This window comes from Mesorhizobium sp. M0848 (genome assembly GCF_040319805.1).
GTDB lineage: Bacteria > Pseudomonadota > Alphaproteobacteria > Rhizobiales > Rhizobiaceae > Mesorhizobium.
Window position 1 is genome coordinate 81,182 of record NZ_JAMYOM010000015.1, and the last position, 15,674, is coordinate 96,855.

Here is a 15,674-nt window from a genome sequence, read left to right on the forward strand (position 1 = left end):
CGTCGATAGGAATTTTTTCTTGACGGGTGAGGGCAGCTATGCTACATTTCTGCCTATGGTGCTGATTTGCGCCAGTGTCCCGCCGCACAGTCGGGTTTTTTGCGTTTTGGCTGGCGCTGCGCCAATTTTCAACGTTGCCAGCGCGAGGTGATCGTAGTTGCGCAACATCGCGAGCACAGAATACCCGGCCCTATCGTGAAGCGTTACGGCGACCCAGCAGCAGAGCGATGCCCAAAGCCGGAAGCGTCGCCATCGCGACGGCGAAGAAGACGAATTGCAGCCCGGCCGACGCGGCGACCAAGCCGAGCGCTGGACTGCCGAAGCCGAGCGCCACGTCGAGGAAGACGGTGTAGAGTCCCATGGCTAGGCCGCGGCTGCGCGACGGAAGATGGCTTACTGCCTCGGCACCGAGACCGGGATAGACCAGCGAGTAGCCAAGGCCAGTGAGACCCGCTCCAATTGCGGCGACAACAGGCCCGGTCGCAAGCCAGATCAGCATCAGCCCTGCGGCCTCGACGGCGACGAAGATCACAGCGACGCGTGCGCCCCCAAGCCTGTCGGGCAGGTGGCCGAAGCACAGCCTTGCCACGATCAGCGCCGCGGCATAAGCCGTGAAGGGAAGCCAGATCGGCTGCCATCCCCGTTCGGCAAAGAGCAACGCGGCAAAGGCCAGGATCGCGCCATAGCCGAGGCTGCTGAAAGCTGCTCCCACTCCGGGAAGCCAGACCGCTTGAGCCACGCTCGTCCATGACTGCGGCACGCTGCTCGCGGCGGTGCTGGTGCCACGCATCGGCAGGATGGCAAGCAGCGTCGCAAGCGGCAGGACGATGGTCGCGAGTGCGATCGCGGTGAAACCGCTCGCCGCATAAAGCGCAGATCCGACCGGCGCTCCAAGCGCGAGCGCCGCAAACATCGCCGTGCCCACCCAGGCTATGACTTTTCCGGAGTTCTGTCCGCCCGCAAGGGAGAGGCCCCAGGCGACGCCGCCGGTGATGATGAAGCTCTCCGACGCGCCCAATACCGCCCGGCCGGCGAAGAGCGCCGATGCGGACGCTACCGGCCGGTCGAGCAATGCCAGTGAGCCGAGGTAAAATAATCCCGCCAGGGCAGCGGCAATGAGGCCGACGACGACGGCCCGCTTGCCGCCGCGCCCATCGGCATAGTTTCCGGCCCCAATGCGCGACAACATCGAGGCGACGAACTGGCTGCCCGTCACCAGTCCGACCGCGAAGGGGCCGAAGCCGAGTTGCTGATGAAGATGCAGCGGCAGGACGGGTAGCGCCAAGCCGATCAGAAGGAAGCCGGCGAAGACAGCCGCCATGATTGGCACCAGTTCCGCCATCGCTCCATTTCGGTCTGAAGTCCCCGCCACTTTGGCCATCGGCAACACCTTGAACCCAACAGTTCAGATCAGTAGCGTTCGTAGGTCACACGCCAGCCTTCGGCCGGATTGTCCGGCGTGAGGACCAGTTTGTTGTCCGAGACTTCGAATTTGCGTTTCATGCTCTTCCCGACAAGGTTGCGGACTAGGGAGGACTCGATCGTGATGACGAAGGTCTTGTCCTGGTCGTTGATGGCGACGGGCCCGTAATAGGCTTCGTAGCCATTCGCTGTGTAAGGCGTGTCCGGCGCCTTGGCGTCGGGGTTCTGGGCCTGCACCGAGAGGGAGCCGGCCTCGGTGAAGATGACCTGGCCGGAATACGGCACTGGCTTGAGGTTTCCCTCGGCACCGGCCTCGAGCGACCTCATGCGCCATGCGCCAATGATCGGGGACTCTTGCGAGAACGCCGGCGTGGCGACGGAAAGCGCAAGCGCAAGGGCGGCGATCTTCGATCTCATAGTCATATGTCGTTGTTCCTTTTCTGATTTGGCGGGGGGCGGACAGGCCGTCCGCCCAATCTTCGCTCACACGGAAAGCATGACCTTGATGGCACGCCGCTCGTCCATGGCGCGGTAGCCTTCAGCGACCTCTGCCAACGGCAGCTTGAGGTCGAAGACCTTGCCGGGCTTGATCCTGCCTCGCAGTACACGGTCCATCAGGTCGGGCAGGAAGCGGCGCACTGGCGCTGGGCCGCCCATCATGCGCTTTTGGCCGAAGAATAGTTTTTGGCCGTCGAAGCTCACGCCATGCGGCACGCCGACATAGCCGATGGTGCCGCCGGGACGAGAGCAGGCCAGCGCCTGGTCGAAGGATTCTCCCGTGCCGACGCATTCCAGCACGGAGTCCGCGCCGACGCCCTTGGTGAGTTCCTTGATGCGCGTGACGCCTTCCTCGCCACGCTCGGCCACAATGTCGGTGGCGCCAAACTCGCGGGCGAGCTTTTGGCGGCTGGCGTGCCGGCTCATGGCGATGATGCGCTCGGCGCCCATCTCCTTGGCCGCAAGCACGCCCATCAGGCCGACCGCACCGTCGCCGACCACCACCACCGTCGATCCTTCTCGGACCTCGGCCGCGTCGGCCGCATACCAGCCGGTGCCGAGCACATCGGACACAGCCAGCAAGTCAGGGATGAGTTCGGCCGGCGGCACCTCGGCGGTGGCGACCAGTGTGCCATCCGCCAACGGCACGCGAGCGTAAGGCGCCTGCGCGCCCGACATGAATTCGCGCTGCACACAAGACGACTGGAAGCCGAAGCGGCAATGCGGGCAGGTATTGTCGGAAAGGCAGAACGACCCGACGACGAACTGGCCGGGACGGACCGTGCGCACCTCTGCGCCGACCTCGACGACGATACCACAATATTCGTGGCCCATGTGCATCGGGCCGTCGACCGGCTGCAGCCCGCGATAGGGCCACAGGTCCGAGCCGCAGATGCAGCTTGCCGAGAGCTTGATGATTGCGTCCGTCGGCCGCATGATTTTCGGATCGGCGATTTCCTCGCAGCGGATGTCGCCCGGTTTGTGAAGAATGGTTGCGATCATTTTGGTTCCTTTCGAGTGGAGAGAATCAAGCGCCGTAGTCGGCGTCGCTGACATGTTCCAGCCAGTCCACGACCTTGCCGTCCTTGACCTCCTGGAGGGCAATGTGGGTCATGGCGGTCAGAGGCGACGCGCCGTGCCAGTGCTTCTCGCCGGGCGCGAACCAGACGACGTCGCCGGCACGGATTTCCTCGACCGGACCGCCCTCGCGCTGCACGCGGCCAAGGCCGGAGACGACGATCAGCGTCTGGCCGAGCGGATGCGTGTGCCAGGCGGTGCGGGCGCCAGGCTCGAAGGTCACCTGTGCGCCTTGGACTCGCCCGGCATCGAAGGGATTGAAGAGTGGATCGATCCGCACCGTTCCGGTGAACCAGTCAGGTGGTCCCTTGCCGGAAGGCCTCGTGCCAGCGCGAAGAATGTCCATGGTGATCTCCTTTGCGTCCTCAAATGCGTTCGATGCGAAGCGGGAACTCGCCGCGAATGTGCAGGGCCTGCTCGCCCTCATCGAAGCGGCCGATCCTGATCAGCCCGGGATGGCGATAGTCGGCGTGGAACATGGCCAGATTGCCCCAGGGCATGAAATAGCACAGGTCGTAGGGCTGCTCGTTGGCGAACGGGCCACTTCCCTCCTCAGTCAGCTTGCGCGGCAGATAGGCGATCTTCTCGTTATGCGCGTAGTCCTCGATCTTGAGGTCGAGCGGCAGCATGGAGAAGAAGTCGCGCGCTGAGGGATTGTCGTAGAGCGTGGCGGTCATGATGCGGCCGTTGAAGGCCATCCTGATCTTCATGTCGGTTGGCTCCTGGCTGATCGAGGCTTTGCCTTCTTGGCTGGCGGCTGCGCGAGGCAGGGCCGCGACCGCGAGCGCGGCGCCGAGCAATGTCCGGCGGCTGAGCGGCGCACGCTCGATGGTCATGGCAAAGACTTCCGGGTCATATGCGATGCGGCAAGGGCGGCGAGCGCCGATCCGCTGAGCAGCACTGCGCCTAGAGTGAACGCTCCCCACCAGCCGACTGTATCGAAGAGCGTGCCGCCGATTGCGGCGCCGCCGGTGATGGCGAGCTGGATGACGGCTACCTGCAACCCGCCGCCGGCCTCTGCGTCGTCCGGCAGCGTTCGGCTGAGCCACGTGCCCCAGCCAACGGGCGCGGCCGTGCCGAAGAAGCCCCAGGCAACCAGCAGCAGTGTTGTGGGACCCGGGAGTGCACCGAAAGCGATGAGTGCAGCGGCCAGCGCGGCCATGACCAGCGGGATAGCGATGAGGATGCTGAACAGGCGCGTGCGCAAAAGCCGGCCGACGCACCATGTGCCGAGCACCCCCGCCAGCCCCATCGCCAGCAGGACCGCCGAGAGGGCAGCGATGTCGAGCCGGGTGACGCTCTCGAGGAAGGGCCGAAGATAGGTGAAGAGCGCGAACTGGCCCATGAACAGCATCATGATCGACGCCATGCCGATGGCGACTGAAAGACGACCGAGCAGCGCCAGCGGATTGCCAGGACGCTTCCTCCGGCGCGGGGGCAGCGCCGGCAGGCTGGTCCACTGCCAGGCCAGCGCCAGGAGCCCAAACGGCACGACGAGGAAGAAAGCGCCGCGCCAGCCGACATAGGCGCCAAGAAAGCTGCCCAGCGGCGCCGCGATGGTGGCCGCAATGGCATTGCCCGCGTTTAGCATGGCGAGACCCTTCGGAACCATGTCTTGCGGCACGAGGCGCATGACGATCGCGGTCGACATCGACCAGAACCCGCCGATCGCGATGCCGAGCAGTGCCCGGCCGACCATGAGGAACGCGTAGTTCGGCGCGAAGGTCACAGCCAAACCGGACACGATGAGGAGGAGGGTGAAGCCAGTCACGACCAGTCGGCGGTCGATGCGGCGCGTGAGACCGGCGACCAGCAGGCTGGTCACGACAGCGAAAACGCCCGAAATCGAGATCGCCTGTCCCGCGTGGCCCTCGGTGATGCCGAGATCGGACGCTAGCGGCGACAGCAGGCTGACCGGCATGAATTCAGACGCGATGAGCACGAAAACACACAGCGCCATCGACAACACCGCGCCCCATGCGGCGCGGTCTTCAACAAGCCTTGTGTCGTACGTCGTTTCCACAATTGGCATCCTTGCAAGGCGACCGGGTGGATCAGCCGCCAATCCCTGTCGCGATGCCAGAAGATATTGCAGAGGAACCCATTTTATTAGGCTAAGTAATCCGCATGGACTTATCTGTTCGTGATATAAATGCCCAACGGAAGGTGCCCTATGCAGCGCGACGGCATGAAGGATCTGCTATGGTTCGTGGCGGTCGCGCGGGAGCGCAGCTTCACCAAGGCGGCGGCCAAGCTCGGAACCTCGCAGTCGACCCTGAGTTCGACAATCAAGGAGCTTGAAGCTCGTCTTGGCGTCCGTCTGCTGACACGTACGACGCGGAGCGTCGCACCAACCGAGGCCGGCGAGCGACTTTTCCAGTCTCTTGTTCCCCGCTTCGAGGAAATCGAAGCCGACCTTGCAAGTCTGGTGGCCTTTCGCGACAAGCCCTCCGGAACGGTCCGTATCACGCTGTCCGACCATGCGCTCCAGACGACCGTCTGGCCGAAGCTGCAGCCCTTGCTCAGCGACTATCCTGACGTGTGCGTCGAACTCTACAGCGACAACGGCATGAAGAACATTGTGGAGGAGCGCTTCGACGCGGGCGTGCGGCTAGGTGAGAGCATCGACAGGGATATGATCGCGGTTAGGATCGGGCCGGATTGGAGGCTCGTGGCCGTGGCTTCGCCGGAGTACTTTTCCCGCCATCCGGTTCCGACCGCGCCCCAGGACCTGGTCGATCATGACTGCATCAATATGCGGCAGGCGACGTTCGGCGGATTATATGCCTGGGAATTCGCCAAGCAAGGCCGCGACCTTCGTGTGCGGGTGGAAGGCCAGCTCACCTTCAATTCGTCCATCCCCATGATCGAGGCTGCGATAAGCGGTTTCGGGATCGCCTATGTCCCGGAAAACCTCGTCAGCCACCATATCGCCACGGGATGCCTTAGGCTCGTGCTTGACGATTGGAGTCCGCCATTTGCTGGCTATCACCTGTACTACCCGAGCAGGCGACAGCTCTCGCCTGCGATGGCGATGATCGTCGACGCGCTTCGTCATCGCATCTGACCCCCAAGACTGTGCATTGGCAAATGGGGTCCCGCGCGCAAAGCTTTCGTGGCGCGCTGCTGCCTCAAAAACCCGCAGCGCATTGAGTGAAAGGAAACGGATCGACTGTCACTGCCTTGGCGTTGGCTGACCTTCCAACTTCTCGCAAATTGGCCCTCATCCCCCTCCCATTAACCTTTCATTAACCATCCTCCCGCTAGCGTTTACCTCTCAGTAAGGATTCGCCAGCCGTGACTTTTGCCGCTCCCCTCGAGGCCAAATCCATTCGCTTTCGCGCCCGCTCCTTCGTCGCTTTCACGCTGACGCCGGAGGCGCCTTTGGACGTGTGGCTGGAGGGGCTGGATCACTGGATCGGCAACTCGCCCGGCTATTTTGCCGGCCGCCCGGTGGTGCTTGATCTCAACACCTTGAAGCCTGATGTCGCCGCGATCGAATCGCTGGTCGGCGTGCTTGGCCATCGCGGCATCCGCATCTACGCCATCGAGCTCGACGGCCACACCGCACTCGAGCCCAACCTGCCGCCGGTGCTGGTTGGCGCCAAGGAGGCGACGACGGATGGGTTGCTGCCCCGCGAGGCGCGGGCGGAGGGTTTCGACAAGGCCGAGGGCAAGGCGCCTGAACAGCACGCCGATGCGGGCAGCGCGGGCAAGGCCGGCGACGGCAAGGCTGGCGCAAGCAAGGCGGACGATGGCGAGCCGCAGGTTGCGCAGGAAGCATCCGGCACGCTGATGATCAAGGCGCCGATCCGCTCCGGCCAGGCGATCGTGCATCCGCATGGCGATGTCATCGTGCTCGGCTCGGTCGCGTCCGGCTCGGAGATCATCGCGGCGGGCTCGATCCATGTCTATGGCACGCTGCGCGGGCGCGCTTCGGCGGGTGCGCTGGGCAACAGGGGCGCGCGCATCTTCTGCCGCAAGAACGAGGCCGAGCTTTTGGCGGTCGACGGCTGGTACGTCACCGCCGAGGAGATGGAAGGTGTTTCGCGCGGCAAGCCGGTGCAGGCGTTTCTCGACGGCGAGAGCCTGCGCGTTTCGACGCTGAGCTGACATTCGTTTCGATATTGGGGCGGCCGAGCCGGCTGGCCAAGAACAACAAATGAACAACAACGGAGGCTTTTCAATGGGCAAGGTAGTGGTGGTCACCTCGGGCAAGGGGGGCGTCGGCAAGACGACCTCGACGGCGGCCCTTGGTGCCGCGGTCGCCAAGACCGGCAAGAAGGTGGCGCTTGTCGACTTCGACGTCGGCCTGCGCAACCTCGACCTGATCATGGGCGCCGAGCGGCGCGTGGTGTTCGACCTCGTCAACGTCATCCAGGGCCAGGCCAAGCTCTCGCAGGCGCTGATCCGCGACAAGCGGGTGGAGACGCTGTTCCTGCTGCCGGCCTCGCAGACGCGCGACAAGGATGCGCTGACCGAAGAGGGCGTCGGCGAAGTCATCGACAAGCTGCGCTCGGTGTTCGACTACGTGTTCTGCGACAGCCCGGCCGGCATCGAGCGCGGCGCGCAGCTCGCCATGCGCTTTGCCGACGAGGCGGTCATCGTCACCAATCCGGAAGTCAGCTCCGTGCGCGATTCCGATCGCATCATCGGCCTGCTCGATGCCCGCACTTTGCGGGCGGAACAGGGCGAGCAGATCGCCAAGCATGTGCTGGTCACACGCTATGACGCGGCGCGTGCGTCGCGCGGCGAGATGCTGTCCATCGACGACGTGCTGGAAATCCTGTCGGTGCCGCTGCTCGGCATCATTCCGGAAAGCCAGGATGTGCTGCGCGCCTCCAACCTCGGCTCGCCGGTGACGTTGTCGGAGCCGCTCAATTCTGCTGCCAAGGCCTATATCGACGCCGCCAGGCGGCTCGAGGGCGAGGAATTGCCTGTCATCGTGCCCTTCGAACGCAAGGGTTTCCTCGATCGTCTTTTGGGAAGGAGGGCGGCATGAACCTGCTCGACATCTTCAAGCGGCGCTCCAGCGCGCCGGTGGCGCGCGAGCGGCTGCAAGTGCTGCTTGCCTATGAGCGCCGCAACCGCAGCCAGCCCGACCTCGTCTCCATCCTGCGCGAGGAGATCATGGCCGTTATCGCCAAGCATGTGCAGATCGACCAGGACTATCTGCAGGTCTCGATGGACCGCGGCGAGACCATGTCGACGCTGGAAATCGACATCCAGATCCCCAACAAAAGCGCCGTGCCGATGGCCATGGCGGGGTGACTTTACCTTCCCCCTTGTGGGGGGCCGAAGGACGGGCGAGACCGGTGGCTCGCCCCGGCAAGTCGATCCGCAAAGCGGATCGGGGTGGGGGTTGGCGCCAGCACCCCCACCCGGACCTGCGGTCCGACCTCCCCACAAGGGGGAGGTGGGGAGCCCAGTCCGCTCCCTCCGCGTGTGGAGCGGCATCGCCTGCCATCATTAGGACGTTGATAAGCATTTGGTAATAAAAAGCCGGAAATGAGATGCTGGCTCGATTTGACATGCGCAATGCTGTCGTTCTCGGCGGAGCCATGACATGCGTATCAAGAGCCAGATCATTCTCTCCATGGTGGCCGCCGCGGCCCTGATCGGGCTGGTCGGCGGCGTTGCGATCTTTACGCAGATAGCGGCGACCAAATCGTTGGGGTTGACCGAAGCGACCAACGTCGCGCGGGAATTGGCCGACACCATCGTTTTCAAATCATCCGATGGGACGCCTTCGCTGCTCGAGCGGCCCGAGGCGCTCAAGCAATTCATGGAGCACCAGCACCGCCGCCTGCACCGGGATTTCCTGGTCCTCGACAACAACAAGACCATCCTTGCCCATGCCGCCGACGAAGAGCACCAGGTCGGCGACAAATTCGGTCACGACCCCGGCAACGAAATAGGCCAGACCTTGGCGGACGGCATTCCGCGCAGATTTGTCGACCCGGAGGAAGTGAACGCCATACTGGCCGTTCCGATCGAAAGTCCCGAGGATACGATCATCGGCGCCGTGCTGCTGGAATATGACCCCGTTCTGCAGGCCGCCGAACAAAGCACCAACAGCCTGCTCTGGCTGGTTGGCCTCAGCGCGACGGCCGCCGTGCTGGTCGCGGTCGGCTTCGCATGGCTGCTGCTCCGTCGTTTCAGCTCTGGCCTCGGGGACATGATGCGCGGCATGGAAGCGCTGGCGAAAGGCAACGCCATGACGCGCATCAGCCACGCCCGCAACGATGAATTCGGGCAGCTGGCCCATGGCTTCAACACGATGGCGGACCAGCTTGCATCGGCGCGTGCGCATGTCGAGGACATCGTCGAAACGGCTGCCGAAGGCATCGCGGTTCTGAACGGCGACGGCCGCGTCGCCAGCGCCAATCCAGCGGCGGCAACGATGATCGGGCGGCGCGCCGACAAGATCGTCGGGCAGCAATGGGATTCGGTGCTGACGGTTCGCGACCCCAGAGGCGGTGCGTTCGCCGCTGGCGCTTCTCCCATCGAAATGGCGTTAGCCACGGGCCGGCAACACCAGGGCGAAGTGCGCCTGACCAGATCCGACGGCTCGCATCTGCCGGTCATCGCCAGTTGCAGTCCGCTCAGCAGATCCGAAGGCGGCCTGGTCCTCACGCTCAACGACATCAGCGAGCTGCGCCGCGCGGAAGGAGTGGTCAACGAGCGTGCCGATCAGCTGGCGCTCCTCAACCGCGAACTGCACGACAAGTCCGAAACCACGACTCGTCTGGTGAAGCTTGGCGAACTGCTGCAGGCCTGCGTCACCTTCCCGGAAGCGTTCTCGGTGGTCGGCACGGCCATGGCCGAGTTCCTCGGTGGCTTGAGCGGAACCGTCCACTTGACCAGCGCGTCGCGCAACCTGGTGGAAGAGATGGCGCATTGGGGCGACGTCCGCTCGAGCGCCACGCAATTCGCGCCGGAAGACTGCTGGGCGCTCAGGCGCGGCCAGGAACATGTCGCTGGCCCCGGCATGCTCACGCCGCGCTGCGCGCATATCACCGAGAACGGCAAGAAGGGCTATGTCTGCATGCCTCTGGCGGCCCAAGGCGAGACGCTGGGCATCCTTCATCTGTGCGAGCCGAATGCGGCCGAGAAGCCACAATGGCTGACTGAAAGACAGCAGATCCTGCGAGGTGTCGTCGACACGCTGGCGCTCGCCCTGGCCAATCTGCGCCTGCGCGAGACGTTGCGGCAGCAGTCGATCCGCGATCCGAACACCAGTCTGTTCAACCGGCGATATCTCGAGGAGACGAGCAGCCGCGAACTGCGCCGGATGGAGCGCTCGGGCCAGCCGCTGGTGATCATCATGCTCGATGTCGACCATTTCAAGCAGTTCAACGATACGTTCGGCCACGAAGCCGGCGATCTCGTCCTGAAGCAGGTCGCCGCCACCTTGATCGAGCACGCCAGGGATAGCGATGTCGTGTCGCGCTACGGCGGCGAGGAGTTTGCCCTGGTCATGCCGGGAAGCTCGGTCCAGGAAGGTGCCGAGCGGGCGGAAGCGCTGCGCCAGGCAATCAGGAAGCTTCATTTGACGCATCGCGGCCGAACGCTGGGCACCGTCACAGCCTCGTTCGGTGTCGCCGCCTACCCCGAGCATGGCGTGGGCTGGGCCGAATTGACCAACGCCGCGGATCACGCGCTCTACGAGGCCAAGGGTAGTGGGCGCGACCGCGTCGCCATCGCGCTGGGCAACGCGTCCGGCGAGCGACCTCCGATCCAGTTGGTACCAGCCCCGAAAAGCAGCTGAGACCGTTTGGGGTAGAGCACTCGGCCCGGCCCGCGATAGTCATCCTGCGCCTGCCAAGAGGGATCAGGCAAGTTCTCTCTGCCCTCGAGGTCTCGCGCGCGGGCTCTTCCTGAGCGGCCGCGGTCTTGCCGTCCTTCAGACCTCCACACTGTCAGAGGATCCGGCTCTTTTCGGCTGCGGCATTGGTTGTTCGGGCTATTTCAACCCCCAAATGTCCCAAATTTACCTTTGTGCCGACGGGGCTTCCCCTGCGCAAGCAGCGGATGTAAGGATATATTAGCAATTTGTTAAGTTCGAAGCGAGGTATGCGTAAGGGGAGTTTGGTGATGAACTTCAGAGGCCTGATCAAGCGTGCTGAAGACGTGGATAAAGCGATCCAGGACCTGCAGATCGATTTGGCGGACGCGCTGGATGCAAGTCTCGACGCCAACGACCTGGTGCCGTCGGAGAGCGACGATGTGCCGGATGCCCAGGCGGCAGCCGATGACGGGCCACCCCAGGCCGACGCGGCAAATGACGACAACGCCAGGAAGGCCGACGCTGCGGGCGATGCGGACAGTTCCGAAACCGCGCCACGACTGACGGCCCATACACAGACCCGGCTGGCTGCATTGAGCGCCTTCGAAGGTCTCTTCCATGACGCCAGGGACTATCTGGAGGAGATCAACGACAAGCTGTCGGAGATCGGCACCTCACACCATCTGACGCGTGAATTCCTCAACATCCTGCACAGCGACATCCTGCGCGCCAACGAGCTGGAGGTTGCCAATGCCGCCCTGGCCGCCGAACAGAGGGCGCTGTCGGAGAAGCTGCACGATGCGACGAGAAAATTGCGCGAGCGTGACGGCGCTTTCGAAGCGCTGCAGCAGCGCGAGACAAGCCTGGTTCAGGACCGGGAGACGCTTCGTGCGGCACTTGCCGCGGTAAGGCTGGAACTGGTGGAGACAGCCAATGCGAGCGCCAAACGTGAAGCGGAGTTCGGCGACATCGCCAAGCGGCTGACCGCCAGGACGGTCGAGGCCAACAGGCGCTTGCGCGAAAGCAAGATGCTGCGCGAAAAGCACGTCAATCTCTCGATCGAACTCGACAAGGCGCTGAAGCGGGAATCGCAGGCGCGCCACAGGCTCGACGAGCTCTCGACGATCCATGCCAGCGAAGCAGCGCGGCTGGCGGAGCTGCTGGCCGCGCTCGGCAAGAGCGAGAAAGAGGAGATGCGGCTCCAGAAGTCGCTCGAGGCCGCACAGGCGAAGCTGTCGGAAACGAACGAAGCAGCACGCATGATGGAAGGCGACAAGGAAGCCGAGCTGGCTCGCAGCCAGGCGGAAATGAGCGGGTTGAGCTCGGAGATCCAGAACCTGCAATCGCGGCTGGAGCAAACCTCGACCGAAAACAGCGAAGCCGCAGGCGAGATCGCCAGGCTCAAGAGCGAACTGAACGATGCCTTGGCCGAAAAGAAGATCGCCGATGAAAGATTGTCCGCGCTGACCCAGGAGAGCGAAAGCGACAAGATGAGTCTTTCCAAGGTGAACGCCAACCTTTCTCAGCTGACGCTGCAACAGGCGTCCGAACAGATACAGTTCGACGTGCAGAGGCAGGAATGCGAGGACCTCAAAGCTGAAATCGCATCGCTCAATGCCCGCATCAAGGAACTGCTGCCCTACGAGCGGCTCCACAAGGCCACCAATGGCAGGCCGCGCGAGGACGGCGTGGTCGAGATAGCCGGGGCGATGGCGAAGAAAGCACGGACGACGGGCAGGCGGCGCATGCGCAGGAATGTCGGCGCCGCTAGCTGAAGTGTGGCGCTGAAGGGCTTCAGGTGACCCGCTTCAGGTCTTTTGTGCATGGGAGGCCGGCACCTCACCCGGAGAGTAAGCCCAATGGGGCACCGGCCAGGCGGATCGACAGGTCCGCCGCACAGGCAAGGTAGCGCGCCTCGGTCCCGCACGGCATTGGTGCGATCACGGAAGGTGCCAGCGGCACTTCCCCAAGCTTCTGATTCGAACCTTTGCGACGGCCCGCCGGCCGGAGGCTGCAAACACGCCCGGGAAACGATCGCGGCCGGCCCGGTGCCTCCTCAGTCGAGCGGCTCGTGCTGATAAAGCTCGTCCATGCTGAGCGAGGCCAGGGCGCCGAAAGGGGCCTGCTTTTTCACGCGGCCGCCGCTCAGGATGACCACGTCGTCGCAGAACGAGATTGTGCTGTGGTGGTGGCTGATGACGATAGTCGTGCGGCGGCCGGCTCTCGACTTCAGGGTCTCGACGATGGCCGCTTCCGACAGCCCGTCCACCGCATTGGTGGCTTCGTCCAGGATGAGGAGATCGGGATCGCGGACCAGGGCTCTCGCCAAGGCGATCCGCTGCCTCTGTCCCGCCGACAGATTGACGCCCCTGTAGCCGACCAGCGTCTCGTAGCCCTGAGGCAGCCTTTCGATGAACTCGTGCGCTTCGGCCAGTCTTGCGGCGGCCTCGGCGTCGCCGGCTGTCGCCGTATCCTGCCCGTAGGTTATGTTTTCAAAAATGCTGCCATCGACCAATTCCAGTTCCTGACTGGCCAGGGCGATGTGCCGTCGCCACTGGCTGGCGTCGATCCCGTCGAGCGGCGATCCATCGACGAGGATGCTGCCAGTGTCCGGTTCGACGAAGCGGCACAGGAGATTGACGATCGTCGTTTTGCCGGCGCCCGAGCGGCCGATCAGCGCCGTCGAGCGGCCGCCGCGGATTTCGAATGTCGCCGCATGCAGCACGACCTCGCGCCGGTCCGTACCGGAATAGGTGAATGTCACATCGTCGAACTTGATGCCCTGGCGCAGGCCGTGGAACGGCTCGTCGCCTTGCGGCGGTTGCGGCTTGCCGGCGGGATCCAGCAGCCATGTCACCTCTTCGAGCGATCCGCTCAGGCCCTGCAGCTGGCTCCACGACCCCTGCAGGGCCCGCATATGCGGCTGCAGCCTGTAGAGCAGGATGACGAAGGCGATGATCAGCGGGAAACTCACCTGCGCCAGCCAGGCGCCGATCACCACCGCCAGGAACAGCATGGCGTGGAGAACCTCCGTCAGCGGCGGCAGCGCTCCCTGGCGCACGAGCAGCGCGAAGGAGGCGCGGCGAACCGCATCCGACGCCGTGTCGAATATCGCCTTTTCCCGGTTCTCCTGTCCGAAGATGCGGATCAGCCGTCCGGCATGCACAAGGTGAAGCATCTGCGAGGCGAGGTGGCCGTTGCGCGAAGCGACGCTGCGGCTGGGCTCCTTCAGATTGGCAGAGAGGATGGCGTGCGCGATCTGGACGAGCGCCAGTCCGAGCGTGACCAGAAGCGTCATGCGCCACGAAAGCAGCAACAGGAAAGCCAACAGGATGATGGCGGCCGATGCGCTGACGATGGCCGACAGCATGATCTGGATCGCATCGGAGGCCCGCCAGGATTCGTTGGAGATGATGTTGAGCAGGCGTCCGGGGCTTTGCCGCAGGAAGAATGGGTAGCCGACCCGCAACAGCTGCTCCGACAGGGCGCTGCGGATCGAATGGCTTGCCTTGCCGGAGATGAAGGTCGTCAGCAGCGTGTTGGCGAAGGCGAAGACGTTCTTCAGGATGATCGAGCCGAGGATGGCGACCGAAATGACGATCAGCCGGTCGCGCTCGCTCAAGCCCGATCCGACATGCTGGAGGACAGCGGAGAAGCCGCCCATTCCGGCCGCATCCCCATGTCCCATGATGATGCCCAGCAACGGGATGATCAGGCCGATGCCGAACCCTTCGAGGACGGCGCTGAGCAGGCCGAGTACCACCACCGCCGGAAGCAGGCGCAGTTGCCGCTTTCCGAACGCCCGGAACAGCATCGGCAGGCTTGGCGGCAGCATCGGCATTATAGCGTTTCACCTCGCCTGGGCATTGGCTTGCTGATCTTGCCGCACTGGCTCGGCCCGCGGCCGTCTGGCCAGAAGGAGAACCGCGAACCTGGCCGCGCCGAGCAAATTCATGGCGACGATCGGCCAGTGCGGCAGGTTGAGTTCACGATCGAAGGCGGGTCCTCCCGCCAATTCCCTGATAGCCCCTCTTGCGGCCCAGTAGAAATGGCGAAGCAGCCAGGGCGCATGGCGAATATGCTTCAGGCAGAGCCCGCCATTGCCCAGGCTGTAGTCGCGGTGGAGCTTTTCGATGGCTTTGCGATCCCGCCGGCCATGATGATGGAATATCGTCATATCAGGCACATACTCGACTGCGATGCCGAGCAGCATCGCGCGCACGAGATAATCGGTATCCTCGGCCGACCGCAATGGTCCGCCGGCGCCGAAGCGTTCGTCGAAATAGCCGATGCGGGCCGCGACGTCGCGGTGCATCGTCATGTTGCAGCCCAGCACGAAACCGCCGGGATGAACATCTGGCGTCAGCCGCTCGCGCGCCCACGACCGCTTGATGGTGAACGGCAAATCCCTGGCATCGCCAAGCTCGACACGTCCGCCCCGGATGAGCCATTGTTCCCCGGACGCATAGTGTCGCTCCAGATCGCGCAAATAGTCGCGATGGACCGCGCAGTCATCGTCGACGAAGACCAGCACACGGCCGCGCGCGCGCCGCAGCCCGGCGTTGCGCGCGGCCGCCAGTCCGGGGCGCGGCTCGCAGACCGGCGTGAACGGAATGTCCGACGCAGCGGCGATGCTGGCCAGGCGTTCGGCCGTGCGGTCGCTCGAACCGTTGTCGACGACCACGAGTTCGGCGGCGAAGCCGGCATGTGCGCAGCACGCGGCTTGCACCGACTTGATACAGGCATCGAGCACGGCGACGCGATTGCGCGTGCAGATGATGAAGCTGACTTCCGGCGCCGCTCGTTCCGGGCGGGGACCGGCCGGGGCAGGGCCAAGCGCCGTCGAACGATCGCGCTGCAGAGGTTGGTTGGCTTTGACGATCATGCC

14 protein-coding genes are annotated in these 15,674 nt (G+C 64.1%); 6 read left to right on the plus strand and 8 right to left on the minus strand.

Going from position 1 to position 15,674, the window contains the following annotated elements; all coding sequences use genetic code 11:
- Window positions 1-190 precede the first annotated feature (190 nt).
- From NKH95_RS18495 to NKH95_RS18520, 6 genes are read right to left on the minus strand one after another with little or no spacing between them, the layout of a single operon-like run.
- Window positions 191-1,381: an arabinose transporter gene (locus NKH95_RS18495; protein ID WP_352892383.1), complete on the minus strand. Its 1,191-nt coding sequence runs from the start codon at window positions 1,379-1,381 to the stop codon at window positions 191-193.
- 29 nt (window positions 1,382-1,410) lie between these two features.
- On the minus strand, window positions 1,411-1,845 hold the full coding sequence (locus NKH95_RS18500; protein ID WP_206535327.1) for a lipocalin-like domain-containing protein: 435 nt from the start codon (window positions 1,843-1,845) through the stop codon (window positions 1,411-1,413).
- Window positions 1,846-1,905: 60 nt separating this feature from the next.
- Window positions 1,906-2,922, minus strand: a complete 1,017-nt coding sequence (locus NKH95_RS18505; RefSeq protein WP_127296952.1) for a zinc-dependent alcohol dehydrogenase family protein — start codon at window positions 2,920-2,922, stop codon at window positions 1,906-1,908.
- Between the two features lie 25 nt (window positions 2,923-2,947).
- Window positions 2,948-3,343, minus strand: a complete 396-nt coding sequence (locus NKH95_RS18510; protein WP_127296953.1) for a (R)-mandelonitrile lyase — start codon at window positions 3,341-3,343, stop codon at window positions 2,948-2,950.
- A 19-nt stretch (window positions 3,344-3,362) separates the two neighbouring features.
- Window positions 3,363-3,833 carry a cyclophilin-like fold protein gene (locus tag NKH95_RS18515; RefSeq protein ID WP_352722087.1) on the minus strand — a complete coding sequence of 157 codons (471 nt, stop codon included), beginning with the start codon at window positions 3,831-3,833 and terminating at the stop codon, window positions 3,363-3,365.
- Entirely contained in the window at window positions 3,830-5,029 is a 1,200-nt protein-coding gene (locus NKH95_RS18520; protein WP_502895258.1) for an MFS transporter, read from the minus strand. The genes NKH95_RS18515 and NKH95_RS18520 overlap by 4 nt, the downstream gene beginning before the upstream one ends.
- Window positions 5,030-5,170: 141 nt before the next feature.
- Between NKH95_RS18520 and NKH95_RS18525 the strand changes: the two genes are divergently transcribed.
- The 6 genes from NKH95_RS18525 (at window position 5,171) to NKH95_RS18550 (ending at window position 12,561) form a co-directional block, all read left to right on the plus strand.
- Window positions 5,171-6,064 carry a LysR family transcriptional regulator gene (locus NKH95_RS18525; protein ID WP_352611126.1) on the plus strand — a complete coding sequence of 298 codons (894 nt, stop codon included), beginning with the start codon at window positions 5,171-5,173 and terminating at the stop codon, window positions 6,062-6,064.
- Window positions 6,065-6,294: 230 nt separating this feature from the next.
- Complete coding sequence (gene minC / locus NKH95_RS18530; RefSeq protein ID WP_352892394.1) at window positions 6,295-7,110, plus strand: septum site-determining protein MinC; 816 nt, start codon at window positions 6,295-6,297, stop codon at window positions 7,108-7,110.
- 73 nt (window positions 7,111-7,183) lie between these two features.
- Window positions 7,184-7,999, plus strand: a complete 816-nt coding sequence (gene minD / locus NKH95_RS18535; RefSeq protein ID WP_013530671.1) for a septum site-determining protein MinD — start codon at window positions 7,184-7,186, stop codon at window positions 7,997-7,999.
- On the plus strand, window positions 7,996-8,268 hold the full coding sequence (gene minE / locus NKH95_RS18540) for a cell division topological specificity factor MinE (protein WP_023813379.1): 273 nt from the start codon (window positions 7,996-7,998) through the stop codon (window positions 8,266-8,268). The genes minD and minE overlap by 4 nt, the downstream gene beginning before the upstream one ends.
- A gap of 295 nt (window positions 8,269-8,563) precedes the next feature.
- Window positions 8,564-10,768 carry a sensor domain-containing diguanylate cyclase gene (locus NKH95_RS18545; RefSeq protein ID WP_352892396.1) on the plus strand — a complete coding sequence of 735 codons (2,205 nt, stop codon included), beginning with the start codon at window positions 8,564-8,566 and terminating at the stop codon, window positions 10,766-10,768.
- A gap of 326 nt (window positions 10,769-11,094) precedes the next feature.
- Window positions 11,095-12,561, plus strand: a complete 1,467-nt coding sequence (locus NKH95_RS18550; protein WP_352892399.1) for a coiled-coil domain-containing protein — start codon at window positions 11,095-11,097, stop codon at window positions 12,559-12,561.
- A gap of 281 nt (window positions 12,562-12,842) precedes the next feature.
- On the opposite strand, the gene NKH95_RS18555 is transcribed toward NKH95_RS18550, so the two are convergent.
- Together NKH95_RS18555 and NKH95_RS18560 are read right to left on the minus strand one after the other, a co-directional pair.
- Window positions 12,843-14,627, minus strand: a complete 1,785-nt coding sequence (locus NKH95_RS18555; protein WP_352774038.1) for an ABC transporter ATP-binding protein — start codon at window positions 14,625-14,627, stop codon at window positions 12,843-12,845.
- A 9-nt stretch (window positions 14,628-14,636) separates the two neighbouring features.
- Window positions 14,637-15,671, minus strand: coding sequence for a glycosyltransferase family 2 protein (locus tag NKH95_RS18560; RefSeq protein WP_352892401.1), 1,035 nt, complete (start codon window positions 15,669-15,671; stop codon window positions 14,637-14,639).
- Window positions 15,672-15,674 lie beyond the last annotated feature (3 nt).